Annotated in this window: 30 protein-coding genes; 16 read left to right on the top strand and 14 right to left on the bottom strand. The window is 53.8% G+C overall.

Annotation, left to right across the window (positions count from 1 at the left end):
* Window positions 1-53 precede the first annotated feature (53 nt).
* From flgG to flgB, 6 genes are read right to left on the bottom strand one after another with little or no spacing between them, the layout of a single operon-like run.
* Window positions 54-836, bottom strand: coding sequence for a flagellar basal-body rod protein FlgG (gene flgG, locus PAT9B_RS07460; RefSeq protein WP_013508646.1), 783 nt, complete (start codon window positions 834-836; stop codon window positions 54-56).
* A 16-nt stretch (window positions 837-852) separates the two neighbouring features.
* Complete coding sequence (locus PAT9B_RS07455; protein WP_013508645.1) at window positions 853-1611, bottom strand: flagellar basal body rod protein FlgF; 759 nt, start codon at window positions 1609-1611, stop codon at window positions 853-855.
* 20 nt (window positions 1612-1631) lie between these two features.
* Entirely contained in the window at window positions 1632-2852 is a 1221-nt protein-coding gene (gene flgE, locus PAT9B_RS07450; protein ID WP_013508644.1) for a flagellar hook protein FlgE, read from the bottom strand.
* Window positions 2853-2878: 26 nt separating this feature from the next.
* Window positions 2879-3553, bottom strand: coding sequence for a flagellar hook assembly protein FlgD (gene flgD / locus PAT9B_RS07445; RefSeq protein WP_013508643.1), 675 nt, complete (start codon window positions 3551-3553; stop codon window positions 2879-2881).
* A gap of 12 nt (window positions 3554-3565) precedes the next feature.
* The gene (flgC, locus tag PAT9B_RS07440) at window positions 3566-3970 is read right to left on the bottom strand and encodes a flagellar basal body rod protein FlgC (RefSeq protein ID WP_013508642.1); all 405 of its coding nucleotides are present in this window, start codon (window positions 3968-3970) and stop codon (window positions 3566-3568) included.
* A 2-nt stretch (window positions 3971-3972) separates the two neighbouring features.
* Complete coding sequence (flgB, locus tag PAT9B_RS07435) at window positions 3973-4386, bottom strand: flagellar basal body rod protein FlgB (RefSeq protein WP_013508641.1); 414 nt, start codon at window positions 4384-4386, stop codon at window positions 3973-3975.
* Between the two features lie 154 nt (window positions 4387-4540).
* On the opposite strand from flgB, the gene flgA reads away from it, so the two are divergent.
* The 3 genes from flgA (at window position 4541) to flgN (ending at window position 6048) form a co-directional block, all read left to right on the top strand.
* Window positions 4541-5200, top strand: a complete 660-nt coding sequence (gene flgA / locus PAT9B_RS07430) for a flagellar basal body P-ring formation chaperone FlgA (protein WP_013508640.1) — start codon at window positions 4541-4543, stop codon at window positions 5198-5200.
* Window positions 5201-5305: 105 nt separating this feature from the next.
* Entirely contained in the window at window positions 5306-5611 is a 306-nt protein-coding gene (gene flgM, locus PAT9B_RS07425; protein ID WP_013508639.1) for a flagellar biosynthesis anti-sigma factor FlgM, read from the top strand.
* 5 nt (window positions 5612-5616) lie between these two features.
* Window positions 5617-6048, top strand: coding sequence for a flagellar export chaperone FlgN (gene flgN, locus PAT9B_RS07420; protein WP_013508638.1), 432 nt, complete (start codon window positions 5617-5619; stop codon window positions 6046-6048).
* A gap of 74 nt (window positions 6049-6122) precedes the next feature.
* On the opposite strand, the gene murJ is transcribed toward flgN, so the two are convergent.
* From murJ to rimJ, 4 genes are all read right to left on the bottom strand, one after another.
* Window positions 6123-7661 (bottom strand): murein biosynthesis integral membrane protein MurJ, encoded by a 1539-nt coding sequence (murJ, locus tag PAT9B_RS07415; RefSeq protein WP_013508637.1) that lies wholly within the window; start codon window positions 7659-7661, stop codon window positions 6123-6125.
* 121 nt (window positions 7662-7782) lie between these two features.
* Window positions 7783-8703, bottom strand: a complete 921-nt coding sequence (locus PAT9B_RS07410) for a Gfo/Idh/MocA family protein (protein WP_013508636.1) — start codon at window positions 8701-8703, stop codon at window positions 7783-7785.
* 1 nt (window position 8704) lies between these two features.
* Entirely contained in the window at window positions 8705-9343 is a 639-nt protein-coding gene (locus PAT9B_RS07405) for a DUF480 domain-containing protein (protein ID WP_013508635.1), read from the bottom strand.
* 17 nt (window positions 9344-9360) lie between these two features.
* The gene (gene rimJ / locus PAT9B_RS07400; RefSeq protein WP_013508634.1) at window positions 9361-9951 is read right to left on the bottom strand and encodes a ribosomal protein S5-alanine N-acetyltransferase; all 591 of its coding nucleotides are present in this window, start codon (window positions 9949-9951) and stop codon (window positions 9361-9363) included.
* A gap of 247 nt (window positions 9952-10198) precedes the next feature.
* Here rimJ and mdtH point away from each other — a divergent pair, with 247 nt between their 5' ends.
* The 10 genes from mdtH to PAT9B_RS07350 all read left to right on the top strand — a co-directional run bounded on the left by mdtH (window position 10199) and on the right by PAT9B_RS07350 (window position 17925).
* Window positions 10199-11401, top strand: coding sequence for a multidrug efflux MFS transporter MdtH (gene mdtH / locus PAT9B_RS07395; RefSeq protein ID WP_013508633.1), 1203 nt, complete (start codon window positions 10199-10201; stop codon window positions 11399-11401).
* Between the two features lie 73 nt (window positions 11402-11474).
* The gene (gene grxB / locus PAT9B_RS07390) at window positions 11475-12122 is read left to right on the top strand and encodes a glutaredoxin 2 (RefSeq protein WP_013508632.1); all 648 of its coding nucleotides are present in this window, start codon (window positions 11475-11477) and stop codon (window positions 12120-12122) included.
* A 110-nt stretch (window positions 12123-12232) separates the two neighbouring features.
* Window positions 12233-12796 carry a lipoprotein gene (locus PAT9B_RS07385; RefSeq protein ID WP_013508631.1) on the top strand — a complete coding sequence of 188 codons (564 nt, stop codon included), beginning with the start codon at window positions 12233-12235 and terminating at the stop codon, window positions 12794-12796.
* A 146-nt stretch (window positions 12797-12942) separates the two neighbouring features.
* The gene (pyrC, locus tag PAT9B_RS07380) at window positions 12943-13989 is read left to right on the top strand and encodes a dihydroorotase (protein WP_013508630.1); all 1047 of its coding nucleotides are present in this window, start codon (window positions 12943-12945) and stop codon (window positions 13987-13989) included.
* Window positions 13990-14057: 68 nt separating this feature from the next.
* Window positions 14058-14303 (top strand): DNA damage-inducible protein I, encoded by a 246-nt coding sequence (gene dinI, locus PAT9B_RS07375; protein WP_013508629.1) that lies wholly within the window; start codon window positions 14058-14060, stop codon window positions 14301-14303.
* 142 nt (window positions 14304-14445) lie between these two features.
* Complete coding sequence (locus tag PAT9B_RS07370) at window positions 14446-14715, top strand: hypothetical protein (RefSeq protein ID WP_013508628.1); 270 nt, start codon at window positions 14446-14448, stop codon at window positions 14713-14715.
* Between the two features lie 288 nt (window positions 14716-15003).
* Window positions 15004-15258 carry a biofilm formation regulator BssS gene (gene bssS / locus PAT9B_RS07365; RefSeq protein ID WP_013508627.1) on the top strand — a complete coding sequence of 85 codons (255 nt, stop codon included), beginning with the start codon at window positions 15004-15006 and terminating at the stop codon, window positions 15256-15258.
* 106 nt (window positions 15259-15364) lie between these two features.
* Window positions 15365-16480, top strand: a complete 1116-nt coding sequence (gene solA, locus PAT9B_RS07360; protein ID WP_013508626.1) for an N-methyl-L-tryptophan oxidase — start codon at window positions 15365-15367, stop codon at window positions 16478-16480.
* Between the two features lie 292 nt (window positions 16481-16772).
* Window positions 16773-17348: a cytochrome b gene (locus PAT9B_RS07355; RefSeq protein ID WP_190274655.1), complete on the top strand. Its 576-nt coding sequence runs from the start codon at window positions 16773-16775 to the stop codon at window positions 17346-17348.
* 1 nt (window position 17349) lies between these two features.
* Window positions 17350-17925 (top strand): YceI family protein, encoded by a 576-nt coding sequence (locus PAT9B_RS07350; protein WP_013508624.1) that lies wholly within the window; start codon window positions 17350-17352, stop codon window positions 17923-17925.
* A gap of 39 nt (window positions 17926-17964) precedes the next feature.
* Here the strand turns inward: PAT9B_RS07350 and PAT9B_RS07345 are convergent, their stop codons facing one another.
* Window positions 17965-19020, bottom strand: a complete 1056-nt coding sequence (locus PAT9B_RS07345) for a rhodanese-related sulfurtransferase (protein WP_013508623.1) — start codon at window positions 19018-19020, stop codon at window positions 17965-17967.
* Window positions 19021-19286: 266 nt separating this feature from the next.
* On the opposite strand from PAT9B_RS07345, the gene PAT9B_RS07340 reads away from it, so the two are divergent.
* The 3 genes from PAT9B_RS07340 (at window position 19287) to PAT9B_RS07330 (ending at window position 21549) form a co-directional block, all read left to right on the top strand.
* Window positions 19287-20210, top strand: a complete 924-nt coding sequence (locus tag PAT9B_RS07340) for a Kdo(2)-lipid IV(A) acyltransferase (protein ID WP_013508622.1) — start codon at window positions 19287-19289, stop codon at window positions 20208-20210.
* A gap of 560 nt (window positions 20211-20770) precedes the next feature.
* On the top strand, window positions 20771-21037 hold the full coding sequence (locus tag PAT9B_RS07335) for a hypothetical protein (protein WP_013508621.1): 267 nt from the start codon (window positions 20771-20773) through the stop codon (window positions 21035-21037).
* A 113-nt stretch (window positions 21038-21150) separates the two neighbouring features.
* Window positions 21151-21549 carry a MysB family protein gene (locus PAT9B_RS07330; RefSeq protein WP_013508620.1) on the top strand — a complete coding sequence of 133 codons (399 nt, stop codon included), beginning with the start codon at window positions 21151-21153 and terminating at the stop codon, window positions 21547-21549.
* A gap of 3 nt (window positions 21550-21552) precedes the next feature.
* Here PAT9B_RS07330 and PAT9B_RS07325 read toward each other — a convergent pair whose 3' ends face one another.
* The 3 genes from PAT9B_RS07325 to PAT9B_RS07315 form a co-directional block, all read right to left on the bottom strand.
* Window positions 21553-21792 (bottom strand): YceK/YidQ family lipoprotein, encoded by a 240-nt coding sequence (locus PAT9B_RS07325; protein WP_013508619.1) that lies wholly within the window; start codon window positions 21790-21792, stop codon window positions 21553-21555.
* A gap of 170 nt (window positions 21793-21962) precedes the next feature.
* Window positions 21963-24515 (bottom strand): glucans biosynthesis glucosyltransferase MdoH, encoded by a 2553-nt coding sequence (mdoH, locus tag PAT9B_RS07320; protein WP_013508618.1) that lies wholly within the window; start codon window positions 24513-24515, stop codon window positions 21963-21965.
* Complete coding sequence (locus PAT9B_RS07315) at window positions 24508-26043, bottom strand: glucan biosynthesis protein G (RefSeq protein ID WP_190274654.1); 1536 nt, start codon at window positions 26041-26043, stop codon at window positions 24508-24510. Before PAT9B_RS07315 ends, mdoH begins: the two co-directional genes overlap by 8 nt.
* Window positions 26044-26204 lie beyond the last annotated feature (161 nt).

The following is a 26204-nucleotide window of genomic DNA, read 5'->3' as shown; positions in this document are numbered from 1 at the left end:
ACCTTATTCATGTTCTTAATCAGGCCAGCCAGGCTGGCCCAACGACACCAGATTTATAACTGGGTTAACTTCGCTAACATCTGATCGGAGGTGCTGACCGCTTTACTGTTGATCTCATAAGCGCGCTGCGTCTGGATCATGGAGACCAGCTCTTCCGCCACGTTGACGTTCGAGGTTTCCACATAACCTTGATACAACAGGCCCGCACCGTTCTGCCCCGGCGTGCTTTGCGTCGCCGCACCGGATGCCTGGGTTTCCTGGTAGAGGTTTTCACCCAGGCTGTCGAGACCGGCATCATTCATAAAGGTACTGAGCGTCAACTGGCCGACCTGCGTCGGGTTGGTCTGGCCCTGCTGTGTCACGCTGACGATGCCATCGCGCGATACGGTGATACTGGTGGCGTTGGCAGGAATGGTGATACCCGGCTGCACGGTATAGCCGGAGTTGGTCACCAACTGACCATTCTGATCCACCTGGAATGAGCCATCGCGGGTATACGCTGACGTGCCATCCGGCATCTGCACTTCAAAATATCCCTGGCCGTTAATCGCCAGATCTTTTGAGTTGCTGGTCTGCGACAGGTTGCCCTGGGTGTGCAGACGTTCAGTGGTCACCGGACGCACACCGGTACCGATCTGCATGCCAGACGGTAAGGTGGTTTGCTCGGATGACTGCGTGCCCGGCTGACGCACGGTTTGATACATCAGGTCTTCAAATACCGCACGCGAACGCTTAAAACCGTTGGTGCTGACGTTCGCCAGGTTGTTAGCGATGACGTCCATGTTGGTTTGCTGGGCATCAAGACCGGTTTTCGCAATCCATAAGGAACGAATCATTGTTTTATCCTCAGCCTTAGCTGCTCATGTTGAGCAACTGGTTGGCTTTTTGTTCGTTTTCATCGACGTTTGAGATCACCTTCATCTGCATCTCAAAACGTCGGGCGTTGGCGATCATATCGACCATGGTTTCCACGGGTTTAACGTTACTGCCCTCCAGCACCCCCGGCGACACTTGCACGTTGACGTCTTGCGCCAGCGCTGCGCCTCGGGTGGCCTGGGTTTGTGCTGTGGGGCGGAACATCCCGTCGTCACTACGTTGCAGCTCCTGGCCGGTGGCCTTAACCAGCTTCAGACGACCAATCTGTACCGTGGCGTTGGGGGCATCACCGGGGTTACGCGAGGTGATAGAGCCATCCGCTGCAATGGTCAGTTCTGCGCCTTGTGGCACGGCAATCGGCCCGCCATCGCCCATCACGGGATTGCCCTGGATTGTCAGGATGCCGGTGGAGCTGATTTGAATGTTACCGTTGCGGGTGTAAGCCTCGCTGCCGTCAGCGGTGCGTACCGCCAGCCAGCCGTCCTGCCCCACCGCCACGTCGAGCGCACGACCGGTGTTGTCCATCGCTCCTGCACTCATATCGGCCCCTGGCGTAGACGCCGTCACCAGCGTGCGTGTCGGCAGCGACCAGCCATTGACCGGCACCGCGCGGTACGCTTCCAGTTGGGCACGAAAACCCGGCGTGGAGGCGTTGGCGAGGTTGCTGGCCGTGACGGACTGCTGCTCCAGCGTCTGGCTGGCGGCCCCCATCGCGGTATATATCGCGTGATCCATAATGCAATCCCGTTAGTGAATTAACGTAAGTTGACCAGGGTGTTGAGGATCTGGTCCTGGGTTTTGATGGTCTGCGCGTTCGCCTGATAGTTGCGCTGCGCGACGATCATGTTGACCAGTTCCTGGCTCAAATCCACGTTGGAGGCTTCCAGCGCGCCGGCAGTCAGCGAGCCGAACGTCCCGGTACCTGCAGTGCCGATCGCCGCCTGGCCAGAAGAACTGGTGGCGCTCCACACGTTGTCACCTTCGGACTGCAACCCTTCCGGGTTAGAGAAGCTCGCCAGAACGATCTGTCCCAGCAGCTGAGTTTGCTGGTTGGAGTACGTACCGGTGATGGTGCCGTCGTCGTTGATGGTGTAGGTGGTCAGATCGCCCGGCGCATAGCCATCCTGAGTCGGGTTACCGAAGGTGGTGGTGCCGGTGTTCTGTTGCAGGCTGCCCTGCATGTTCAGGGTGATGGACTGGCCTGCCGCTGCACCGTTGGTGCCGTCGATGCTCAGTGCCACGGTGGTTGCACCGGTGACACCGCCGACGCTGGTCAGGTTGCCGCTGCTGTCAAAGGTCAGGTCGAAATCACCGGCAGACGCGCCCGTGGTGGAATCGACAGCGTGGACGGTCCAGGCGTTATCACCGGTTTTGACGTAGTACATGTCCAGAGTGTGATCGTTACCCTGTGAGTCATACACCGTCATGGTGCTTTTGGCGTTGTAGCTGTCAACGTTCGATGAATCAAACGTGGTCACACTCGGGATATCACTGGTGGAGTTGAGGTTGGCGACCTGAGTAGCGGTAGTCGTCGCTTTCGCTGACATCTGAGTGGTCGGGATGCTCAGCGCTACCGGGTTCGCACCGGTCTGGATGGTGGCCGGTGAACCACTTGCCGGATAGCCGGTCACATACAGCCCTTGGGTGTTGACCAGGTTACGGTTTTCATCCAGCGTGAACTGGCCGTTACGCGAGTAGTACACCGCGCCGCTGCTGTCGGTCATACGGAAGAAACCGTTGCCACTCAACGCCACGTCCAGGCCACGGCTGGTGGTGGTGGTGGTGCCGTCGTTAAAGTTCTGGATCACTGCGGCAACTTTGGTGCCCAGGCCCACGTCAGAACCGGCGAACAGGTCGGCAAAGGCGATGGTGCTGGATTTAAAACCCGCTGTCGCGGAGTTGGCGATGTTGTTGCCAATGACATCAAGGTTGCTTGAAGCAGCACTCAGGCCGCTCACCGCTTGGGAAAAAGACATGTTAATTTCTCCGGATTACAGGTTGATTAGAGAATCTGACGTACTTCATCAAGGGTCGCGGTGCCCATGGTGCCGAGGTCCAGTGTCGAGGTGTCATCCGTTGTACTGACGCCACTGACGTAGGCGTAATTCAGCGGCTGAGCCACCAGTTGGGTGCTGCCATTGCTGGCGGCAATCGAAACGGTATATTTGCCATCCGGTGCCGTTGAGCCGTCGGTCAGCGTGCCATCCCACGAGAAGGTATGGACGCCTGACGACAGTGCACCGAGGTCAATGGTGCGCACGGTGGCACCGGTTGAATCTTTGATGGTGGCGGTAGTGGACGTTGACGCAGTGGTCAGTTCCACACCAAATGGCGTCGTCGTGCCGCTGCCTACAAGGATCTGGCTGCCATCCACCATCACGCCATGACCAATGAGCGTGGTACTTTGCAGGTTCTGGCTGGTGCTGATTTGTCCGGAGATCGATCCCAGAGTGGTATTGAGTTTTTCAATGCCACTCAGGGTGTTGATTTGTGCCAACTGCGTGGTGAGCTGGCTGTTATCCATCGGGTTAGTCGGGTCCTGGTTCTGCAACTGCGTCACCAGCATGGTCAGAAACTGGTTTTGTAAGTCTTCAGCACTGTTGCCGGTGCTGCTACTGCTGGAAGAACTGAGGACCGTGGGGTCCAGGTTTTCGTTAACGCCTACCGCGATACCCATTGTGTTTCTCCGTTACTGACCCATGGTCAGCGTTTTCATCATCATTGATTTCACGGTGTTCAGGACCTCAACGTTGGCCTGGTAACTGCGTGAGGCCGACATGGTGTTCACGGTCTCTGCCACCACGTCCACATTGGGCATCTTGACGTAACCTTTCTGGTCGGCCATGGGATTGCCCGGGTCGTACACCAGTTTGGCTGGTGAAGGATCGTCCACCACCCCCGCCACCTTGACGCCACCGGTCGCCATACCCGGTGCGGCATCGGTCTGGAACACCACCTGTTTCGCCACATACGGCTGACCATCCGGTCCGGTGACGCTGTCGGCGTTTGCCAGGTTACTGGCGCTGACGTTGAGGCGCTGCGATTGCGCTGTCATGGCCGACCCGGCGATATCAAAGATATTTAGCAATGCCATTGTTATTGCCCCTGCAGAACACTCATCATGCCCTTGATCTGGCTACTGATCAGGGTGAGATCGGTTTGATATTTCAGGCTGTTATCAGCGAACTGCGTACGTTCCCGGTCCATATCCACGGTGTTGCCATCCGCGGCAGGCTGATCGGGAATGCGGTACAGCAGATCCATCGACGGCTGTGAATTGGTCTGCGCCTCAATGTGGCGAGCAGACGTCACGTTGAGTGCCAGACTGCTGCCCTCGGAGCGACCGTTTTCCATCACCTTGCTGAGCTGGCTGGCAAAGTCGATATCCCGAGCCTGGTAGCCCGGGGTATCGGCGTTGGCAATATTGGATGCCAGGATCTCCTGACGCTCCGCTCGCAAGTTGAGGGCTTCTGTACCAAATCGCAGCGCGGCATCGAGTTTGTCGAGCATGCTTCCTCCGCGAATGAGAATTTCGAGCTGACAGCTTAATTGGGGAAAAGCAAGGGCTATCGTCTGAATAGCGCCAAAAACATTGGCTATTTTTGACATTGAATTTTTGGCGTGAGGAGTAGACTCAGTGCCATCTTCAGTCAGGAGGCGTGTTATGCGCAGATTTCCAACCTTACTGGCCCCACTTTTGCTGGCCCTGTCTTTGCCTGGCCAGGCTGCGGATCTCACCGCGCAGCTGACACAATTTTTTAAAGCGCGCGATCCGCAACATGCGGCGGGGATGACCGTGCAGGTGCGTACACCGCAGGCACAGTGGCCAGACTGCGCTGCGCCGCAATTTGTGTTGCCCGGCAACAGCCGCCAGTGGGGTAACATGAGCATTGCCACCAATTGCGGGCAGAATCGCCGATATATCCAGGTGCAAGTGCAGGTCACGGGGCTTTATCTGGTGGCAAATCATCAGTTGATGCGTGGCAGTAACGTCACTGCCAGCGATTTTCGTTTACAATCCGGGCGGCTGGATACGTTGCCCGCGCGGACTTTATTCAGCGCGGACAGCGTGGCCGATGCCATCGCGATGCGCGATATCACCCCCGGGCAGCCGGTAACCGCCACCATGGTGCGTCTGCCATGGCGAGTCAAAGCGGGACAAAATGTGATTGTGGTTGCCAGCGGCAACGGTTTTGATGCCAGCAGCGAAGGGCAGGCACTGAATAATGCCACCACCGCGCAAATGGTCAGAGTACGGATGGGCAATGGTCAGGTGGTCAGCGGCCGGGTCGGCGAGGATGGGAATATTCTTATATCGCTATAAAGCGCTAAAGAACCCTGTTTTTCTGCCGATAGTGAAAGCAACAAAGAAATTACCCTATGCTGACTCAGTTGGCTTATCCCCAACTGACCTTACAGGAGCAAGACCATGAGCATCGACAGAACCCAGCCTATTCAGCCGCCCAGCACTGTTCAGACCCGTGACAATGCTGACAACGGCAGCAAAGTGCGCCAGAGCACCACAGCCGCGACCACCAGCACCAGCGAAAGCGGTGCCCAGGTGAAACTGAGCGCTGCGCAGGCGCAGCTGACACAACCGGGCAGCAGCGACATCAATACGGCGCGCGTTGAGCAACTGAAAACCGCCATCCGCAATGGCGAATTGAAAATGGATACCGGCAAGATCGCCGATGCGCTGATTGCTGATACCAAGGCGTATTTAGAGGGTAATTAATCCCGATGAACAATCTGTTGACCACGTTAGATAAAATGCAGGAAGTGCTCTCTTCTCTCCGTGAAGTGATGAATGAAGAGCAGCAACAACTGGCTTCCGGCCTGATTAACGGCAACCTGTTGCAGCGCATTACCGAAGATAAAAGCGCGCTGCTCTCGACGCTGAATTATCTTGACGAGATGCGCCGCACGACCGAACAAAGTGTCGGTACGCAGGCACCCTATCGTGGCAACAGCGACATGGCGCGTCGCTGGACCGCTATTCAAAAGCATACCTGTCAACTGCGGGACGCCAATACGCACAATGGTTTGCTGCTTCAGCAGCAGATGCGTTTTACCAATGATGCCTTGTCGGTGTTGAAGCCGCACCAGACGCAGGCATTCTATGGACCGGACGGATTAGGTAAAGGTCAGTCAACACTGAGCCGCAAAGGGTAACCGTTCGACGTTCAGAAGTAAAAAAGCCGCCATCGCTGATAACGAGGCGGCTTTTCTATTACGTCAACAGCTGATTATGCCTGCGTGCGGCGGGCAAAATCTCGCGGGCGGAACCCCATCAGTCCCAGCATCAAAAAATACGCTCCGCCGCCCACGGCACAGACCGCCGCCAGACGCAGTAAACGCCACCACATCTGCCCCACTTCCCATGACGGCATCACATACAACAACCCCACCAGCGCCGCCGCCATCGCGACCACCGCAATCAGCAGACGGACTAAAAAGCTAAACCAACCGGGTTGCGGCTGAAAAATCTGTTGCTTGCGCAGTTGCCAGTAAAGCAGTGCCGCATTGAGGCAAGCCGCCAGTCCGATCGACAGCGACAAACCGGCATGTTTCAGTGGACCGATAAACGCCAGGTTCATCAACTGCGTCATCACCAGGGTAATGATGGCAATTTTGACCGGCGTTTTGATGTCCTGGCGCGAATAGAACCCCGGAGCCAGCACTTTCACCACGATTAACCCCATCAGCCCGACGGAATAAGCAATCAACGCCCGCTGGGTCATCGCCGCATCAAACGCGGTAAATTTCCCGTACTGGAATAACGCCACGGTCAGCGGACCGGAAAGAATGCCCAGCGCGACGGCACTCGGCAGCGCCAACAGGAAGCAAAGGCGTAAACCCCAGTCCATTAACCGTGAATATTCATCGTGATTATTGCTGGCAAAGCTTTTCGCCAGTGATGGCAGCAGGATGGTGCCCAGCGCCACGCCCAACACACCAGACGGAAATTCCATCAGGCGGTCAGCATAATACATCCATGAAACGGAACCCGAGACGAGGAATGAAGCAAAGATGGTGTTGATAATCAGAGAGATCTGACTGACTGAAACGCCAAGGATCGCCGGCCCCATCTGACGCATCACGCGCCAGACACCCGCATCACGCAGGTTAACGCGCGGCAGCACCAGCATGCCAATTTTCTTCAGATGCGGCAGTTGATAGAACAACTGCAACACGCCCCCGACCACCACAGCCCATGCCAGCGCCATCACTGGCGGATGGAAATGTGGCGCGGCGAATAACGCGAAGCCAATCATGCTGATATTCAGCAATGTTGGCGCAAACGCCGGTACCGAGAACCGATTCCAGGTATTGAGGATCGCCCCGGCCAATGAAGCCAGTGAAATCAGCAAGATATAAGGAAAAGTGACGCGCAGCAGCGAACTGGTAAGCGCAAATTTATCCGCCGTATCGGCAAAGCCTGGTGCCGTCACCACAATCACCCAAGGCGCGGCAATCATGCCCAATACCGTCACCACGGCCAATACCAGCGTCAGTAAGCCGGAGACGTAGGCGACAAAGACCCTTGTCGCGTCCTCACCCTGTTTGCTTTTATATTCAGCAAGAATGGGAACAAATGCCTGCGAAAAAGCCCCTTCGGCAAAGATGCGCCGCAGCAGGTTGGGCAGTTTAAAGGCGACAAAGAAGGCGTCGGTAGCCATCCCGGCACCAAATACCCGCGCCACAATGGCATCGCGGGCAAAGCCCAGCACGCGGGAAAACAGGGTCATCGAACTGACCGCTGCCAGCGATTTCAACAAATTCATAATTGGCGGCGCATCCTGAAAAGAGTCGGATAAATGAGCAACTTAGCGCGGACATTCGAAAATGTCCGGCGATAGTCTACTGCCACGGCGGGAAATGACCAGCATTGAGTGTTACAAGGGATTATTCCTGTTCGGCATCACGCCACAGCTTTTCCACCAGCCGCTGCGCCACCAGCGCCTGTTCACCACTGGTTTCAGGCATCGTCTGATTTTGTACGCACTGAATAAAATGGTGAGCCGCCCCGGTAAATCCGCGCTGTGTCAGATGGCTTTGCCACGCCGGAGGGGCTTCCAGACGTAATCCCGCGCGGTTCTCCTGTTGCCAGTCACGCATTTCTGCCACCTGGATAGCATCGCCATCACAAATGGCACTGACCACTTCACGCTGCGTCCCGGCACGGCGATGCATACTGGTGGTCACTTGCAGCGCACCGGCGGAAAAATGGTGTTCCGCATACAGCATCGCCCCGTGCTCGTTGGTCTGGATATAACCGTGCAGGCGCGTCAGTTTACCACCGGCCAGCCATAACGCCGTGTCAACCACATGCAGATAATCGTCCAGCAGGGTAAAACGCAAATCCTGTGGCCCAACGCTGTCAGCACGGTGTTTTTCTATCCGCAGCGACGCCGCACGCGCCATTTCAGCGTGCAGTTGTTGATAACGGGGGGCAAAACGGCGGTTGAACGCCACCATCAGTTTACGTTTGCGCTTTTCTGCCAGCGCGACCAGCGCTTCCGCCTGCTGTAGCGTCTCGGCCAGGGGCTTATCGACGCAGACATCTTTATCTGCCAGCAGCAATGCTTTGACCACTTCGTAATGTGAAGCGGTGCTGCTGTGCACAAACACCGCGTCGCTGGCGGCGGCCAGGGCATCAAGCTGGCCGAAACACGGAATGCGATAGCTATCGCAAATCGGCTGCGCTTTGGCCTGATTGGGGGAAAATGCCCCGGCCAGTTGCCAGCCTTGTGCTTGCGACAACACCGGCAGCCAGGCTTTTTGCGCAATACCACCTAAGCCCACGATACCAATACGCAGTGTCATCTCAATGCTCCTGTTGCAGCAGTTGTTCCAGTTGCGCCTGCAACCGGGCCACGGTCTCTTCCAGTTGTGCGACCCGCGCCTCAAGCGCCGGGGTTTCTGCCTCGCTTGTCGTCTCCGTCGTGTCGACCACCTCGCCGCCAAACAGATGCATATAGCGACTTTCACGTTTACCTGGCTCGCGTGCCAGACGCACCACCATCGGGCCATCATCACGGGAAGTTAAACCGTTTAGCGTCTGTTCCACTTCATTCATATCACTGAATTCATGCAGGCGACCGCTGCGGGTACGTAACTCGCCGGGCGTCTGCGCCCCTCGCAGAAACAGCAGCGTCAATACCGCCACTTCCGCACTGCTGAGTTGCAGATTGCCAAAGGCTGAATTGCAAAAGCGTTGTTCATATTTACTGACACGCTGACCAAACCCGCTGTTGGAGGTCACCAGATGCTTTTTCACCAGCTCATCCAACTGGGACTGCACCTCGCTCTCGCTCAGGTTCATCACCGGTTCACGGTTGGATTTTTGATTACAGGCGGTCACCACCCCATTGAGCGACAGGGGATATTGATCCGGTGTGGTGACCTGTTTTTCCAGCAGGCAACCGATTACGCGCAACGCCTGCGCGGATAACGCCATTTTCATTGTCGTGTTCCCTTTTATTATCCGCGGCGGTCCGGAGTCCACTCGCGCCAGGTTAAGGCTGTCAGAACATGATCCTGCCAGCGGCCATCAATTAACAGGTAATCTTTGGCGTAACCCTCTTTTTCAAATCCCAGACGTGCCAGCAGATCGCCGCTGCGTTGATTATGCGGCATGTAGTTCGCCATGATTCGGTGCATATGCTGCTGGCGCTGCATATAGCGAATAGCACTTTGCAGGGCCTCGAACATCAGTCCCTGCCCTTGCCATTTCTCACCTAATGAGTAACCCAGATAACAGGCGTGAAAAGAGCCTCGCAGGACGTTGCTAAAGTTAGCAACCCCCCGGACTTCACGCTCTTCCTGATCCATCAGCACAAAATAAAACGCCGAGCCTTGTTTATGCATGTCGGCGATCAGTCCCAGACGCGCCTGCCAGCCTGACGGATAACAATGGCTTTCATCGCGTACCGGTTCCCACGGCTTGAGAAAAACACGGTTTTCCGCGTAGTAATCCGCCAACCGCCAGGCGTCACGCTCATGGACTAAACGGACCACCAAACGATCGGTAGTGAGGCGCACGCGCGGCCCAGCAGAACGATAGCCAAACATCTTGACTCCTGAAATCCAAGACTTAAGAAGGAAGTACGCCATCGGCGTTATATCTCACTATAACCGCCACCCTGCCTGCGGTAAAACACCGTTTCCCGCGCTCAGGTATTCATCCTTGTCCAGGATTAATTTCTTTACCGATTCGATGAAAAAATATCATCCTGATAATCCTGTTTTTCCTGCCAGCACAGGCAGAAAATAGACCATCTGGTCTCTTTTCTCCTCTCCACCTTGCTCAGGATTAAGCATGTCTCGGGTTGCGCGGGCACGACGCCTCGGTAAAACATTTTTATTAGTAGATAACATGTTGGTGGTGTTAGGATTTTTTGTCGTATTTCCTCTCATCTCTATTCACTTTGTCGAACAACTCGGCTGGGCCGCGCTGATGGTCGGGATTGCGCTCGGCCTGCGTCAATTTGTACAGCAGGGCTTGGGCATTTTTGGTGGGGCGATCGCCGACCGTTTTGGCGCGCGTCCGTTGATCGTCACCGGCATGCTGATGCGCGCGGCCGGTTTTGCCTGTATGGCGCTGGCGCATGAACCCTGGTTGCTGTGGCTGGCCTGCCTGCTATCGGGCCTGGGCGGCACCTTGTTCGATCCCCCGCGCAGCGCGATGGTGGTGAAACTGGTGCGTGCCCGCGAACGTGGCCGCTTCTTCTCCCTGCTGATGATGCAGGACAGCGCGGGTGCGGTATTGGGCGCGCTGATCGGCAGCTGGTTACTGGCGTGGGACTTCCGGCTGGTGTGTTGGGTCGGCGCGGCGGTATTCGTCAGCGCGGCATTATTCAATGCGATTTGGTTACCGGCCTGGCGCATCTCCACTGAACGTATCGCGATGCGCGAAGGCATGCATCGTGTCTGGCAGGACAAGCGTTTTCGCCTGTATGTACTGACGCTGACCGGCTATTACATCCTCGCGGTGCAGGTAATGCTGATGCTGCCGGTGATGGTGAATCAGGTCGCGGGCGCACCTGCGGCGGTGAAATGGATGTATGCCATTGAAGCGTTGCTCTCGCTGAGTCTGCTGTATCCGTTGGCACGCTGGAGCGAGAAACGTTTCCGGCTGGAAACTCGCCTGATGGCAGGGCTGTTTCTGATGACCATCAGTCTGCTGCCGGTGGGCCTGACATCTACCCTGCCGTCGCTGTTTTTCCTGATTGCGGTGTTCTACCTCGGCTCGATCATTGCCGAACCGGCACGCGAAACCCTGAGTGCTTCGCTTGCCAGCCCACGCGCCCGTGGCAGCTACATGGGGTTCAGCCGTCTCGGGCTGGCGATCGGTGGTCTGATTGGTTACTCCGGCGGTGGCTGGATGTTTGATGTCGGCCAGCAACTGTCGTTACCGGAGTTGCCGTGGATGTTGCTCAGCGCGGTGGGTAGCGTGACGCTACTGGCATTGTGGTGGCAGTTTCAGCCACGCTCGGTGGCCCCAGCGTTGTACAGCAGCTGATTTCTCTCCCATACTTCCCGCACGTCTGTAAAAAGGGTGACGTCGGTCACCCCGGGAACCGAGGAGAAACAGGATGAAACTCTACATCTACGATCACTGCCCTTTCTGCGTCAAAGCGCGCATGATTTTTGGTCTGAAGAATCTGCCGATTGAACTGGTCGTGATGCTAAACGACGACGAGAACACACCGAAAAAACTCATTGGTCAAAAGATGGCCCCTATCCTGCAAAAAGCCGATGGTAGCGCCATGCCAGAAAGTATGGATATCGTTCGCCTGGTGGATAAACAGGATGGCGAAACCTTGCTGAATGGCAAGGCCAATCCCGCCATTACTGACTGGCTACGTCATGTGAACAGTTACGTGAATAAACTCCTGCTGCCCCGCATCGCCGACGCGGCTTTTGCCGAATTCGCCACGCCTGAAGCCCGTCACTATTTCCGGGAGAAAAAGCAGGCCAACATCGGTGACTTCAGCGAACTGCGCAAGCATGCGCCGGGTCTGATTAAAAACATCAATGATGACCTTCGTCAGTTGGACAAATTGATTGTCAAACCCAATGCGGTCAACGGTGAACTGTCAGAAGATGATATCAATTTGTTTCCGTTGTTACGCTCGCTGACCCTGGTCGCCGGCATCGAATGGCCGAGCCGGGTGGCGGCCTATCGGGACAATATGGCGAAACAAACGCAGGTCAATCTGCTCTCTTCTATCGCTGCCTGACCCTTATGATGAGAAACGTTGCGACGTTTCTCATCTCTCTCCTGGTGACACTCGCCCCTGATTCAGGCAGGCTATGGCACGTTTGCCGTATCATTCAGGATGAGGAAAGTATGAAGAAGGCTTTTCCAGGGCTGATGGCCCTGCTTTTTGCCGTGCTGCTGGCCGGCTGTAATCAATTGACGCAATACACCATCAGCGAGCAGGAAGTTAATCAGGCGCTGCAAAAACACAACAATTTCGAGAAGGATATTGGCGTCTCGGGACTGGTGAATGCGCATATTGTGCTGACGGATTTGAGCAGCCAGATTGGCCGTGAAGAACCGGGTAAAATTACGCTGTCGGGTAAAGCCAACATTAACGTCAGCTCATTATTTGGTCCACAGCAAGCCGAAATGCAGTTAAAAATGAAGGCGCAACCGGTATTCAATGCGCAACAGGGCGCGATTTACCTGAAGGATCTGGAGATTGTTGATGCCCAAGTGCAACCGGAAAAAATGGCGTCGATCATGAAAACGCTGACGCCTTATCTCAATGAGTCGCTCAAGCGTTACTTCAATGAAAAACCCGCGTATGTGCTGAGCGAAGACCGTAGCAAAGGCGAAGCGCTGGCGAAAAAATTCGCGAAAGGCCTGGAAGTGAAACCGGGTCAGCTGGTGATCCCGTTTACGGATTAATTTCCTTGTCCTGAAATGTCGCGGAGCGATTTATCGCGCCGCGACAAAACAGCAACAAAATCCCGTGCAAACGGTTGCCCACACCCTTATGATTACTCCCCGGCCTAAACGTGCCTTTCGTTTTCTACCTAGCCGGAGCCTTTTGAATGACAGCCCAACCCCAGCAAATCACGATTCGCCGCCCTGACGACTGGCATATCCATCTGCGCGATGGCGCGATGCTTCAGGCCGTGTTGCCTTACACCAGTGCGGTGAATGGTCGTGCGATTGTCATGCCAAACCTGGTTCCGCCGGTTACCAGCGTTGCCGCAGCGATGGCCTATCGCGATCGTATCCTCGCCGCGCTGCCCGCAGAACATGCCTTTACCCCGTTGATGACCTGCTACCTGACCGACTCTCTCGATCCCGATGAGATAGAACAAGGCTTTCGCGCCGGGGTGTTTACTGCCGCCAAACTGTACCCGGCCCACGCCACGACCAACTCCAGTCATGGCGTAACCAATATCGCTTCCATCGCCCGTGTGCTGGAGCGCATGCAGGACATCGGCATGCCGATGCTGGTGCACGGTGAGGTAACCGATTCCCACATCGATATTTTTGACCGCGAAGCACGTTTTATCGAAACCGTGCTGGAGCCGTTGCGCCAGCAATTCCCTGGCCTGAAAGTGGTGATGGAGCATATCACCACCAAAGAAGCCGCCGACTACCTCGCTGCCGGGAATGAACGGCTGGGCGCGACGATCACACCACAGCATCTGATGTTTAACCGTAATCATATGCTGGTGGGCGGTGTGCGCCCTCACCTGTATTGCCTGCCGATCCTGAAGCGCAATATCCATCAGGAGGCGCTGCGTAAACTGGTCGCCAGCGGCAACCGTCGTGTGTTCCTGGGGACGGACACTGCGCCGCATTTGCGTCATCTGAAAGAAGCCAGCTGTGGCTGTGCCGGGGTATTCAACGCACCGACATCGTTACCGGCCTACGCCACGGTGTTTGAAGAACTGGATGCGTTGCAGCACTTTGAAGCATTCTGTTCTGAAAATGGTCCGAACTTCTATGGTTTACCGCTGAATGAAGGGACGCTGACGCTGGTACGTGAGCCGTGGACCGTTGAGCAGACCGTTGCGGTCGCCGATGATACGCTGGTGCCGTTCCTCGCCGGTGAGACACTCAACTGGCGCGTTATCGACTAATATTTTGTTGCTTGCCTTCGGGATAATTATACTGTACAAATAACCAGTATATTATTCCGGAGGTGTTTATGCGTGTTGAAATTACCGTAGCAAAAACTCAGCCCCTTCCTGCGGGCGCCCTGGATGCGCTAAGCGCAGAGCTTACCCGCCGCATCTCCCGAGATTTCCCAGACGACGAACATCATGTCAAAGTCCGCTATGCCAGCGGCAATCAACTCAGCGTGTTTGGTGGTTGCAAAGAGAATCGCGAACGTATCAGCGATATTTTGCAGGAAACCTGGGAAAGCGCTGACGACTGGTTTATTACCGATTAACCGCCACTGCGCAGTTTTTGCCGGGTTTCGCCACCCGGCTTTTTTGTTTTATTTCCGCCTCGCCAGACATTGCCTCTGCATCTAGAATCATTTTTAATCCCCCTATTCTTGCACTTCGTCATGCTGACAGGAGACGTTTTAGATGACTCACGATAAACCGGAAGAGGCAATGACGTTTGGCGAGCTGCTGGCATTAATCAGTGAGCAGCAACGCCGCTTAACCGTGCTGGAAAATGCCTTTGCCAATCTGACCTTTTGTCTGGACGATCGCGCCAGCCAGCTACTGGTCCACAATCTGACGCTTGAAGCGCAAAACCAGAACCATGACGAGCAGTTACAGCAGCAATTTGCCCGTCTGGCCGAAGAGATCCAGAAGTGCGTGGGCAGCCTTCAGGGCCAGGAAAAGGGCTAACTTCACAGTTTTTATCGGCTCAAGAGTTTTCCTAAAGCCAGGCAACATTGCTGCCGATAATCTCTTAAGCGTCGGCCATGGGTCGCGGGGATAAATACCCACACGTGCAGGTGTGTTATTATTTTTAAAAAGACGCATCTCAAAAGCATTTATTTTGTGTTTTTTTTCACCACCACATTTTTTAACTATTGTACCGTTCGTTTCATGTTATAATTATCTCGCTTGTGCAAGAACAGCCGCATTGAACCTCAAGAAGCACTTCGTTTAACGAGTAAAAAGGAGGTTATAATGGACAGAAATAAAGACGTCATTCAGACTCATCCATTAGTGGGATGGGACATTAGCACCGTTGACAGCTATGACGCCATGATGATTCGCCTGCACTCGCTATCATCGCAGGACCAGAAAGAAGAAGAAGCTGATGTTGGCCCTACCTACTGGCTGACCACGGATGTGGCCCGACAGTTTATCTCGATACTCGAAGCTGGCATTGCGAAAATTGAGTCCACAGAGCAATACCTACGTGATAATCAAAAGCATTAATCTCTGGCATCGCGTGTAAGGGGCACCCTCAAGGGTGCCTTTTTCATGGGAGCACTCTTTTGATATGCTGCTGAAAAAGTTCAGCGTTTTTCAGGAGTGATGTCATATGGTTTATGATCTGATTGTGGTCGGCAGTGGGTCAGTCGGTGCCGCCGCCGGGTACTACGCAACTCAGGCGGGCCTCTCGGTATTGATGATCGATAGCGCCCACCCGCCCCATTCTCAAGGCACCCATCACGGTGAAACCCGTTTAATCCGTCATGCTTACGGCGAAGGCGAACGTTACGTTCCGCTGGTGCTGCGCGCGCAAACCTTGTGGGATGAGCTGGAGCGTAACAGCGGTGAGCGGATCATGCATCGTAGCGGCATTCTCAATCTCGCCCCCCTCTCCTCAACATTTATTCAAAACGTCATCGACAGCGCACGGGTCTGGCAACTGGATGTAAAAATTTTACAGGCCGATGAAGTCCGCAAACGCTGGCCGCAATTTGCCGTGCCTGATGGCTACATCGGGGTATTCGAGCCAAATTCCGGCTTTCTCAAATGCGAAGAGGCGGTACGTAGTTGGGTGAAACTGGCGGAACAGGCGGGTTGTGCGCAACTGTTTAACTGTCCGGTGACGGCAATCGGCCGCGATGGCGATCTGCAACAGGTGACGACCAGTGAAGGGGTATTTCGCGCCCGTAAACTGCTGGTCAGCGCCGGTACCTGGGTCAGCCAACTGGTGGCGGATTTACCGGTGACGCCGGTGCGTAAAGTGTTTGCCTGGCATCAGGCGGATGGCCGTTACAGTGAAAACAACCAGTTTCCCGGCTTTACCGTGGAGATGACCGACGGCAGCCACTTCTATGGCTTCCCGGCTGACAATAATGCGCTCAAAGTCGGTCGTCATGACGGTGGTCAGGTTATGCAGACACCGGCAGATCGCAAGCCGTTCGGCAGTGTTGCCGCCGATGGTAGCGAAGCCTTCCGCTTTTTGCGCCAGTTTCTGCCCGGGGTGAGCGTTTGTTTGCATGGCGAAGCCTGTAGTTATGACAACACGCCTGACGAGGATTTTATCATCGATACCCTACCAGGTGAGCCAAACCGTTTAATCATCACCGGGCTAAGTGGTCATGGTTTTAAATTCGCCAGCGTGCTGGGTGAACTGGCCAGTGAATTTGCCCAAGACAAACCTTTTTCTTTTGATATTACCCCGTTCTCACTGACACGTTTTGCCTGATCAGCCCTGGCCGTTACCCCTGTGGTAACGGCCATGCTGACACTCCATGACATAAACTCACAAACATTTAATTAGCGGCTTAAATCACAGCGCAAAAAGTGTAGTAATTAATTTCAACGCGTTATTCCCCTGACGCTCCTGCGTAGTTATTCAATAATTCTGAGCGCCATGCGCAAAATCCGCCATAAATCCCGAATAGTTATTGCGCAGTTTATAGAAAAGTAAGGATGATTGATTTTATATTTCAATATATGGATGCTGATTGCCAGTTATTTCCGTACAGGATTTACCGATCATGTGGCGAAATTCCCCACAGCATTTTGGTTTGATATCTATCTTATTACACTGGCTAATGGCGCTCGCCATTTATGGCATGTTCGCGCTCGGTCTGTGGATGGTCGGACTCGGTTACTACGACAATTGGTATCACAGCGCACCCGAAATTCACAAAAGTATCGGCATCCTGTTATTTGCGGCCCTGCTGCTGCGCTTAATGTGGCGCGTGTTTTCCCCTCCTCCCGCACCGCTGAGTAGCTATTCCACCCCTGTCAGGTTGGCAGCCATTGCCGCTCACTGGCTGTTGTACAGCCTGCTGCTGGCCATTTTAGTCAGCGGCTACCTGATCTCCACCGCTGATGGTAAGCCGGTCTCGCTATTTGGCTGGTTTGAGGTGCCCGCGCTGGTTGCCGGTGCAGCAGAGCAGGCCGATATGGCGGGTGATATTCATCTCTGGCTCGCCTGGGCAGTGGTCGTGCTGTCGCTATTGCACGGCCTTGCCGCGCTAAAACACCACTTTATTGATCGTGATATCACGCTGCAAAGGATGCTGGGTTGCCGCATCCCGTTAACCTCTGAAAAGGAAAAGTGACATGCTAAAGAAAACCCTGCTGATGCTCTCCGGTGCTGGCTTACTGGCTGCCAGCCTGACGGCCAATGCCGCAGACTACAAGTTCGATAAACAGGGGCAACACGCCTTCGTCCAGTTCCGGATCCAACACCTGGGCTATAGCTGGCTGTATGGCAGCTTTAAGGATTTCGACGGCAGTTTTACCTTTGATGAAGCCAATCCGGCAGCCGATAAAGTCAATGTCACCCTGAATACCAATAGCCTGGATACCAATCATGCTGAGCGTGATAAACACCTGCGCAGTGCGGACTTCCTCAACACGGACAAATTCCCGCAGGCCACTTTTGCCTCTACCGCAGTCAAGAAAGAGGGGGATCACTATAAAATCACCGGCGATCTGACGCTCAATGGCGTGACCAAACCGATTACGCTGGATGCGCAGTTGATTGGTGAAGGGAAAGATCCGTGGGGTGGCTATCGCGCTGGCTTTGAAGCCACGGGTGAAATCGTGCTGAAGGCGTTCAATATCAGCAAGGACCTGGGGCCCGCATCGCAAAAAGCTGAACTGATTATTTCAGTCGAAGGGGTTCGTCAGTAACACAGGGGCAGCCTGCAACACACCAGGCTGCCCAAGGTGTTATTTCTTCTCTGGCAGCGGAATCGCCATGGTCATGTTGAGCAAACCACGTGATTTATTGAAGACTTTGTTGCCATTTTCCCGACCAGCACGACGTGCGCGCTGTTCTTCGGGTGACAACGTAGACTCTTCCATGCAGATCGGGCTGCAACAATTGTGGAATTTCTCGGCACAGCTTGGGCACTGAATAAACAGCAGATGGCAGCCGTCATTGACGCAGTTGGTGTGCGTGTCACAGGGAGCACCACACTGATGGCAGTTTGACAGCACATCATCGGAAATACGTTCACCCATGCGCTCGTCAAAGACAAAGTTTTTGCCTTTGAAACGCACCGGTAAGCCCTGCTCACGCGCCCGGCGGGTATATTCAATGATGCCGCCTTCAATGTGATAAACATCATCAAAGCCGTTGTGTTTCATCCATGCACTGGCTTTTTCGCAACGAATGCCGCCGGTACAATACATGACGATTTTTTTATCTTTCTGATCTTGCAACATATCAACCGCCATCGGCAGCTGATCGCGGAAAGTATCAGCAGGCACTTCCAGCGCGTTATCAAAATGCCCCACTTCAAATTCATAGTGGTTACGCATATCGACAAACACCGCATTCGGATCGTCCAGCATCGCGTTGACGTCGGCGGCTTTCAGATAGTTACCCACGTCGCTGGCATCAAAGCTGTTGTCTTCAATACCGTCAGCCACGATGCGATCGCGCACTTTCAGGCGCAACACCCAGAATGACTTCCCATCATCATCCAGCGCGATGTTCATACGCAGATTGTTCAGTGCTGGATCAAAGCCATAGAGAAAAGCCTTCATGCTTTCATACTGGCTGGCGGGGACGCTGATCTGCGCATTGATGCCTTCATGGGCAACATAGACACGGCCAAATACCTTGAGTTGGGTTAACCCGATGTATAGCGCATCACGAAATGCCTGCGGTTCGGCAATCTGGAAGTATTTATAAAAAGAGACTGTAGTGCGCGGCTCGGTTTCAGCCAACATGCGTGCCTTCAGCTCTTTATTGGAAACAAGGTTGTGTAACACTGGCATGGTGTTCGTTCCTGTTAGCAATGGGGAAAAATGAGCGCGCACATGATACCTGAATTCACCGTAATGCAAAGCCTTTGCCGTGATTATCCGACAAGGTGACGCAAGCCGCATTTTTGTGCGGTGATTATAGTTTAATGCGATTGCGCGAATTCAGACATTGTCGGGGCGGCTATGCTTGATTTCAGTCAGAGAGAAAAAATGGCACAATAGCGACAAATAACAGGAACCAGTACCGCTGGTACAAGACGCAGGATAATGACATTTCAATGACTCAACTTCCCCAATTTTCCCGTGAACTCCTTCATCCACGCTACTGGCTTACCTGGTTTGGTATCGGGATTCTCTATTTATTGGTGCTGCTGCCTTACCCGGTTTTATATGTTATCGGCTGCGGATTAGGCCGCATTGCCAGACGTTTTCTCAAGCGTCGTGTCAAAATTGCACAACGCAATCTGGAGCTGTGCTTCCCGGATATGCCGGTCAGTGAACGTGATGCCATGGTGAAACACAATTTTGAATCGGTGGGCATGGGACTGATCGAAACCGGGATAGCGTGGTTCTGGCCGGACTGGCGCATTCGCAAATGGGTAAATTGTACCGGCCTGGAGCATATTGACTCCTCCCTGGCTGCCGGACGCGGCATTTTGCTTATCGGGATGCATTTTCTCACCCTTGAACTGGGTGCCCGTGTTTTCGGCATGAACAATCCCGGCATCGGCGTTTATCGCCCGAATGACAACAAATTGATCGACTGGTTGCAAACCTGGGGTCGGATGCGTTCGAATAAAAGCATGCTCGACCGTAAGGATCTGAAAGGTATGATCCGCGCCATGAAAAACAACGACATCATCTGGTATGCACCGGATCACGACTATGGCCCGCGTAGCAGCGTGTTTGCACCGTTTTTTGCCGTTGAGGATGCCGCCACCACCACCGGGACACATATGTTGATCCGTCTGGGAAATCCCAGCGTGGTGCCCTTTCTGGCACGTCGTCTGCCCCATGGCCGTGGTTATGAATTAAAAATCCTGCCGGATATCCGGGACAAATTCTCACTGGAGAACGAACTCGACACGGCAATTTGTATGAATAAAGTGGTAGAAGAAACGGTACTGCTGGCCCCTGAACAATATATGTGGCTACATCGTCGTTTTAAAACCCGACCAGAAGGGCAACCTTCACGTTATTAATGTGACGCGGGACACACCAGCTGTCCCGCTCCCCCTAAACTGAAATTTGCCTTAATTCATGACATTATCCGTTATCTTTAGGTCAAAACTGTACCAAGCTTAATTCGAGCCAGCACATTTTCTCAGACCAATCTTTTTTAGAGTTTCATCAGATTAAAATCAGAAAACAATGACCGATACTTAAGCCTGTCACCGTGCGCATCTCTGATTTACCCAGCACCCTATTGATTTTGTCGCTAAACATTAAAATAAAACTTATCAATAAGCATGCCGTCCTTTGGACCTGAATTTTTCTGATTCCAGGCATATTCCTATTTAATATTGCTGAATTCTTTGAATTCGCTAATCAATGCAGGAAAATTAACTTAATTTACAAGACATTATCCTAATCGCTCTCTTGCTTATTACCTTTATAACAAATGTGGTGATCACTTATTCCTTTCTGGAATTTGTGAGTGAATTCGATTCCAGTTAGTTTCGTTTATGACAGTTAGTTCAATAACTGTTCAAAAAAAATAATAAAGATTACACACAGCAAATATACCGCAGGAACTCATAATATGAATAAAGGCATCTATTATTATGTGACGGTCAGTACCGATCAGGATAATTATCATCTACTGCATCGGAAAGAGTGTAAGCGTCTGCCCGAAAAGGAGGATATGGTATTTATTGGTACACTCTACAATTTAAATCAGGCTTTATCGATTGCGCGCATTAATTTTAAAAAGGTGAAACCCTGTATTAAATGCTGTATTCGTTATTCTGCGCCAATTATCCGCGAATCTGTACGACCTGTGCTGCATTTTCCCCAGAAAATGCACTAACCGTTCGGGCGGATCTCTCACCTTATCCGCCCGAACGTTATTCCTGACCTTCACCTGGTGATTTTTCGTCTATCCTTCTCTGAAATCCCTATTCAACAGGCAAGGAGATCGCGATGAGCATGTATAGCACCTTAGTTGAAGCCATCGAAGCAGCGCGCGAAGAATTTCTCGCCAGCCAACCCGGTTTGGATGAGGACGATGCTGTCGTCAACCAATTCGCGCTGCAAAAGTATGTGATGCAGGATGGCGATATCATGTGGCAAGCCGAGTTTTTTGCTGACGAGGACGGACAAGGTGAATGTCTGCCGATTCGCAGCGGTGAAGCGGCTCAGGCCATTTTTGATAATGACTATGACGAGATAGAACTGCGCCAGGAGTGGCAGTCTGAAAATACGCTGCACGAATGGGATGAGGGAGAGTTTCAGCTCGAACCTCCCATGGATAGCGAAGAAGGTGAAGCAGCAGCGGCCGAATGGGACGACGATAACAGTGACTCTGACCGCTGGGCCTAACCGTTATTCGTAAGGACCGTGATGGGCATCCACCGGCAATAACAGTGTGTCCATCACCAGCGACAACGGCAAGTCGAGGATGGTGAGCATACGCCATGCACCGTCCCGCACATCCCACTGCACCCCTGGATAATATTGATTGCCATGCCCCTGCCCCGGCACGGTACGACTGATGATGCTGCCACATCCACTCAGCAATATGATGGCAGCACCGACGACAGTTAATTTCAGGAAACGATTCACAACACTTACTCACAATGGCCTGACGCCATTTTAGCCGTCAGCATGGGGGAATAACCACACCCAACAGCGTAAAGATTGCGTTAGTCGGAACACTCTTGCTGTTGCGACACCAATAAAAAAGCCGCGGTCGTAACACGACAGCGGCTTTTGGCCGGGTTAATCACCCGCTATCACGACTGCTGTGGCAGTGCCTGCGGGTTTAACTTCAGTTTCTGATAGCTATCCACCCACTCATGGTATTTCTCTGCACTTTCCCACAGACGTGTATGCACACGTGCCAGCACCACCGGATCGCTAATCAGCTGTAAACGCTGTTCGCGATTCAGTTTTTCCGGTGCATCACTCAACGCCTGATCAACACGACGATCGCGCGCATGATCGAGGATGGTACTGTGCAGGTGACGTGACGTTGCCATCGCCGTCGCCAGTGCGTTAAATGCCGGGTTGAACAGCGCATGCATAAAGCCATTTTTCAGCGCACGTTCGCGGTTCAGTTGCAGATAGTTGTCGGTATCGACCAACTCTTTCGGCGGATCGTACTCTTCCGGGATCAGGAACAGTTTCGCACGTTTGCTCTTCAGACCGATGGTGGCACGGCTCGACATAACGGAAACGAACGGTGACAGAATCAACGAGAAGACAATCGGCGACAACCACCACAGGAAGTTCAGATCCAGCACACCCATGCCGACGGCCCAGACAATCCCCAGCAGCATCTGCGAACCGTGACGACGGAAAGCTTCACTCCAGGGTGTCGCGTCATCGTCACGCTGCGGTGAATTCCACACCACTTCCCAGCCGAGGAATGCGCTAACCACAAACACGGTATGGAACAGCATACGCACCGGTGCCAGCAGGACCGAAAACAGCATCTCCAGCAGCAACGAGAAGAACAGTCGCACTGCACCGCCGTAAGGTTTCGCGCCTTTGAACCAAATCAGCACCACGCTGAGCAGTTTCGGCAGGAACAGCAGCACCAGGGTGGTGGAGAACAGCGCAATCGCCAGGTCGGGACGCCACTGCGGCCACACCGGGAACAACTGGCGTGGTTGCAGGAAGTAGGTCGGTTCCATCAGCGTATGCACCACCTGCAAGGCGGTGGAGAGCGCCAGGAACATAAACCACAGCGGAGCCGATAAGTATGACATCACGCCCGTCAGGAACACCGCACGGTGTACCGGATGCATCCCTTTAACCAGGAACAGACGGAAGTTCATCAGGTTACCGTGACACCAACGACGGTCACGCTTCAGCTCATCCAGCAGGTTAGGCGGTAACTCCTCGTAGGAACCCGGCAGATCGTAGGCAATCCATACGCCCCACCCTGCGCGACGCATCAGCGCTGCTTCGACAAAGTCATGCGACAGAATCGAACCGGCAAAGGAACCTTCGCCCGGCAGCGGTGCCAACGCACAGTGCTCGATAAACGGCTTCACACGAATGATGGCGTTATGGCCCCAATAGTGGGATTCGCCCAACTGCCAGAAGTGCAACCCGGCGGTAAACAGCGGACCATATACACGGGTCGCAAATTGCTGACAACGCGCGTACAGCGTATCCATACCCGACGCTTTCGGCGACGACTGGATAATACCGGCATTCGGGTTGGCTTCCATCATGCGGACCAGACCGGTGAGACATTCACCGCTCATCACGCTATCGGCGTCCAACACCACCATGTAGCTGTAGTTGCTGCCCCAGCGGCGGCAGAAATCATCAATGTTGCCGCTTTTACGTTTTACGCGACGACGACGACGGCGATAGAAAATCTTGCCCGCCCCGCCGACATCCCGCACCAGCTCCATCCAGGCTTTCTGCTCGGCAATGGCGATATCCGCATCATAGCTGTCACTCAGAATGTAAACGTCAAAGTGTTCTGCATTGCCAGTACGTTTGACCGATTCCCAGGTCGCACGCAAACCGGCGAACACGCGTTCCACGTCTTCGTTACAAATCGGCATGATCAGCGCGGTACGATGCGCCGGATTCAGTGGCTCATCACCCGTTGTCGAATAGGAGATGCTGTACTTGTCACGCCCAATCAGCAATTGCAGGAAGCCCATCAGCGCGGTCCAGAAACCGGCGGACACCCAGCAGAACAAAATGGCGAACAGGAACAAAATACCGGTTTGCAGGATATACGGCAGAATCAACTCCACCGACTGCAACCAGTTCTGATTGAACAGCTCCATCGGATCGAGCAGCGTCCAGCCTTGGTAGGGCAGGATGGTTTTCATATACCAGGTGGCGACCACGGTCTGGAACAGCGTCAGAATCAGCAGCACATAACGGCGCATCGAACCCACATGACGCCACTTATCTTCCGCTTTTTGCTCTTCGGCCGTCTTGTAACGCGGCGTGGATTTGTGCCCACGTAATGAATCCCAGGCACGCGCCAGCGGGTTGGTTCGCCAGGCTTCCGGGAACATCAGCGAACGCGTAATCTTCGGCATCGCCTTCAGGGTAGTACGATCGAGATAATCTTTACCCAACTGCTGGCCATCAGCCAGTGAATCCGGCCAGGCCATTTGCACACGGGACGACACCGATTTCAGCGGGGCGTCATCCGGGCGCTCGCTGGCAGCAACATCGTGCCCCAGCGACGTATGAATAGCGTGGAACGCCTGCGCATTTTGCAGCGATGCGCTCAGGCGGGCGCGACCTGCCGCATCGAGCGGCAGGGCTTCCACGTAAGATTGAGGTGTAAAAGTCGAGTTATTCATTGGCAGGTAGCTGATAGCTCCAGGTTTCCGTCAATGTCTTGTCGCCACTAACCAGCGCCGCACGCATTTCCGTCGGCTGCTTGTTGTCTTTCACGCGCAGACGCAGCACCAGACGCCAGCCTTTGGTGACCGGGTTGTAGCGCACGCTCTGCTCCACCACTTCAGCGTTATTACCCACGCTGACCTGCGGTGCAACCTGCGTGTTTTCTGGCAGTTTGCTCATCGCCCGGCCCACAAAATCAACGGTAAAGGCGATGCTGCCATCCGGCTGACGCACGAGGTTTGACTGCTTCACATCGCCGGCGGAACGCAGGGTATCTTTCACCCAGGCAACATCATCCGAGTGCAGCAGGTTCTCGTCACGGGTAAAGTGCAGACGATACTGGAAACTCATCTCTTTGCCCGGTTCAGCCAGTTTTTCTGGCGTCCAGAAGGCCACGATGTTGTCGTTGGTTTCATCCGCTGTCGGGATTTCCACCAGCTCAACGCGACCTTTACCCCAATCGCCTAACGGCTCGACCCAGCCGCTTGGGCGCAGATCATAGCGATCGTCGAGATCCTGATAATGGCTGAAATCACGACCACGTTGCAGCAGACCAAAGCCTTTCGGGCTTTCGATGGTAAAGGTACTGACGGCCAGGTGTTTCGGATTGTTCAGCGGACGCCAAATCCATTCACCGTTACCGGCATGGATAGACAGGCCGTTGGAGTCGTGCAGCTCCTGGCGGAAATTGCTGACCGGTGACGGCTGGTTAGCCCCGAACAGGAACATACTGGTCAGCGGCGCGATACCCAGTTTGCCGACGTTGTCACGCAGGTAAACTTTGGATTGCACATCCACGGTCGATTCTTTGCCCGGACGGACGATAAAACGGTAGGCACCGGTGGCACGTGGCGAATCCAGCAGTGCATAAATCACCAGTTGCTTGTCCTGCGGTTTTGGTCGCTCGATCCAGAACTCTTTGAAGCGTGGGAACTCTTCGCCCGATGGCAACGCGGTGTCGATCGCCAGACCACGTGCCGACAGACCGTAGACCTGGCCTGCGCCAATCACACGGAAGTAGCTGGCACCGAGGAAGCTGGTGATCTCATCGTCTTTACCCTTTTCGTTAAGCGGATAAAGTACTTTGAATCCGGCAAAACCCAGGTTTTTCACCGAGTCAGCATCATGCTTGACGTTGCCGAAGTTGAAATAGTCCGGGTTATACTTGATTTCACGTACCGTACTGGCGGTGACTTCGTTGATTTTCACCGGGGTATCGAAGTACATACCCTGATGATAGAACTCAAGTTTAAACGGCGTGCGCAGTTTGCCCCAGTAGGCTTTGTCGTGGTTAAACTGGATCTGCTGATAGTCAGCAAATTTCATTTCACGAAACTGAGAGGGTAAATTGCTCTTCGGCGCTTCGAAGCTTTTGCCCGCCATCGCCTGAGCCTGTTTTGCTACATCATCAAGGTTGAACGCCCAGCTATTATTCGCGTACAACGCCAGCAGAACTGCTGCGCCTACCCAGCGCATCTTCTTCAGTCCGGCCATATTCTTTTCTAAAGTCAGCACATCCCCCCCTTTCGTGTGCTTAGATCAAACCCGCTTATCTTAAAGGATTATTCGTTTTTCCGACAGCGTATGTAAAAGATTGTTCCCCTTATTTGTAAGTGGAAAATGCGCTTTTAGGATAATTAGACGAT

The sequence above is a fragment of the Pantoea sp. At-9b genome, from assembly GCF_000175935.2.
Taxonomy (GTDB): domain Bacteria; phylum Pseudomonadota; class Gammaproteobacteria; order Enterobacterales; family Enterobacteriaceae; genus Pantoea.
This window is presented reverse-complemented; position numbering and strand designations above follow the sequence as displayed.

Bases quoted from the DNA above. Each gene is read 5' to 3' on its own strand.
- flgD (WP_013508643.1), bottom strand. From the start codon at position 3,553: ATGGGTATCGCGGTAGGCGTTAACGAAAACCTGGACCCCACGGTCCTC.
- pyrC (WP_013508630.1), top strand. From the start codon at position 12,943: ATGACAGCCCAACCCCAGCAAATCACGATTCGCCGCCCTGACGACTGG.
- solA (WP_013508626.1), top strand. From the start codon at position 15,365: ATGGTTTATGATCTGATTGTGGTCGGCAGTGGGTCAGTCGGTGCCGCC.
- flgA (WP_013508640.1), top strand. From the start codon at position 4,541: ATGCGCAGATTTCCAACCTTACTGGCCCCACTTTTGCTGGCCCTGTCT.
- rimJ (WP_013508634.1), bottom strand. From the start codon at position 9,951: ATGTTTGGCTATCGTTCTGCTGGGCCGCGCGTGCGCCTCACTACCGAT.
- dinI (WP_013508629.1), top strand. From the start codon at position 14,058: ATGCGTGTTGAAATTACCGTAGCAAAAACTCAGCCCCTTCCTGCGGGC.
- PAT9B_RS07370 (WP_013508628.1), top strand. From the start codon at position 14,446: ATGACTCACGATAAACCGGAAGAGGCAATGACGTTTGGCGAGCTGCTG.
- PAT9B_RS07410 (WP_013508636.1), bottom strand. From the start codon at position 8,703: ATGACACTGCGTATTGGTATCGTGGGCTTAGGTGGTATTGCGCAAAAA.
- PAT9B_RS07405 (WP_013508635.1), bottom strand. From the start codon at position 9,343: ATGAAAATGGCGTTATCCGCGCAGGCGTTGCGCGTAATCGGTTGCCTG.
- flgG (WP_013508646.1), bottom strand. From the start codon at position 836: ATGATTCGTTCCTTATGGATTGCGAAAACCGGTCTTGATGCCCAGCAA.
- mdoH (WP_013508618.1), bottom strand. From the start codon at position 24,515: ATGAATAACTCGACTTTTACACCTCAATCTTACGTGGAAGCCCTGCCG.
- grxB (WP_013508632.1), top strand. From the start codon at position 11,475: ATGAAACTCTACATCTACGATCACTGCCCTTTCTGCGTCAAAGCGCGC.
- flgB (WP_013508641.1), bottom strand. From the start codon at position 4,386: ATGCTCGACAAACTCGATGCCGCGCTGCGATTTGGTACAGAAGCCCTC.
- PAT9B_RS07455 (WP_013508645.1), bottom strand. From the start codon at position 1,611: ATGGATCACGCGATATATACCGCGATGGGGGCCGCCAGCCAGACGCTG.
- flgM (WP_013508639.1), top strand. From the start codon at position 5,306: ATGAGCATCGACAGAACCCAGCCTATTCAGCCGCCCAGCACTGTTCAG.
- murJ (WP_013508637.1), bottom strand. From the start codon at position 7,661: ATGAATTTGTTGAAATCGCTGGCAGCGGTCAGTTCGATGACCCTGTTT.
- flgE (WP_013508644.1), bottom strand. From the start codon at position 2,852: ATGTCTTTTTCCCAAGCGGTGAGCGGCCTGAGTGCTGCTTCAAGCAAC.
- flgN (WP_013508638.1), top strand. From the start codon at position 5,617: ATGAACAATCTGTTGACCACGTTAGATAAAATGCAGGAAGTGCTCTCT.
- PAT9B_RS07340 (WP_013508622.1), top strand. From the start codon at position 19,287: ATGACTCAACTTCCCCAATTTTCCCGTGAACTCCTTCATCCACGCTAC.
- PAT9B_RS07330 (WP_013508620.1), top strand. From the start codon at position 21,151: ATGAGCATGTATAGCACCTTAGTTGAAGCCATCGAAGCAGCGCGCGAA.
- PAT9B_RS07345 (WP_013508623.1), bottom strand. From the start codon at position 19,020: ATGCCAGTGTTACACAACCTTGTTTCCAATAAAGAGCTGAAGGCACGC.
- mdtH (WP_013508633.1), top strand. From the start codon at position 10,199: ATGTCTCGGGTTGCGCGGGCACGACGCCTCGGTAAAACATTTTTATTA.
- flgC (WP_013508642.1), bottom strand. From the start codon at position 3,970: ATGGCATTGCTAAATATCTTTGATATCGCCGGGTCGGCCATGACAGCG.
- PAT9B_RS07350 (WP_013508624.1), top strand. From the start codon at position 17,350: ATGCTAAAGAAAACCCTGCTGATGCTCTCCGGTGCTGGCTTACTGGCT.
- PAT9B_RS07335 (WP_013508621.1), top strand. From the start codon at position 20,771: ATGAATAAAGGCATCTATTATTATGTGACGGTCAGTACCGATCAGGAT.
- bssS (WP_013508627.1), top strand. From the start codon at position 15,004: ATGGACAGAAATAAAGACGTCATTCAGACTCATCCATTAGTGGGATGG.
- PAT9B_RS07385 (WP_013508631.1), top strand. From the start codon at position 12,233: ATGAAGAAGGCTTTTCCAGGGCTGATGGCCCTGCTTTTTGCCGTGCTG.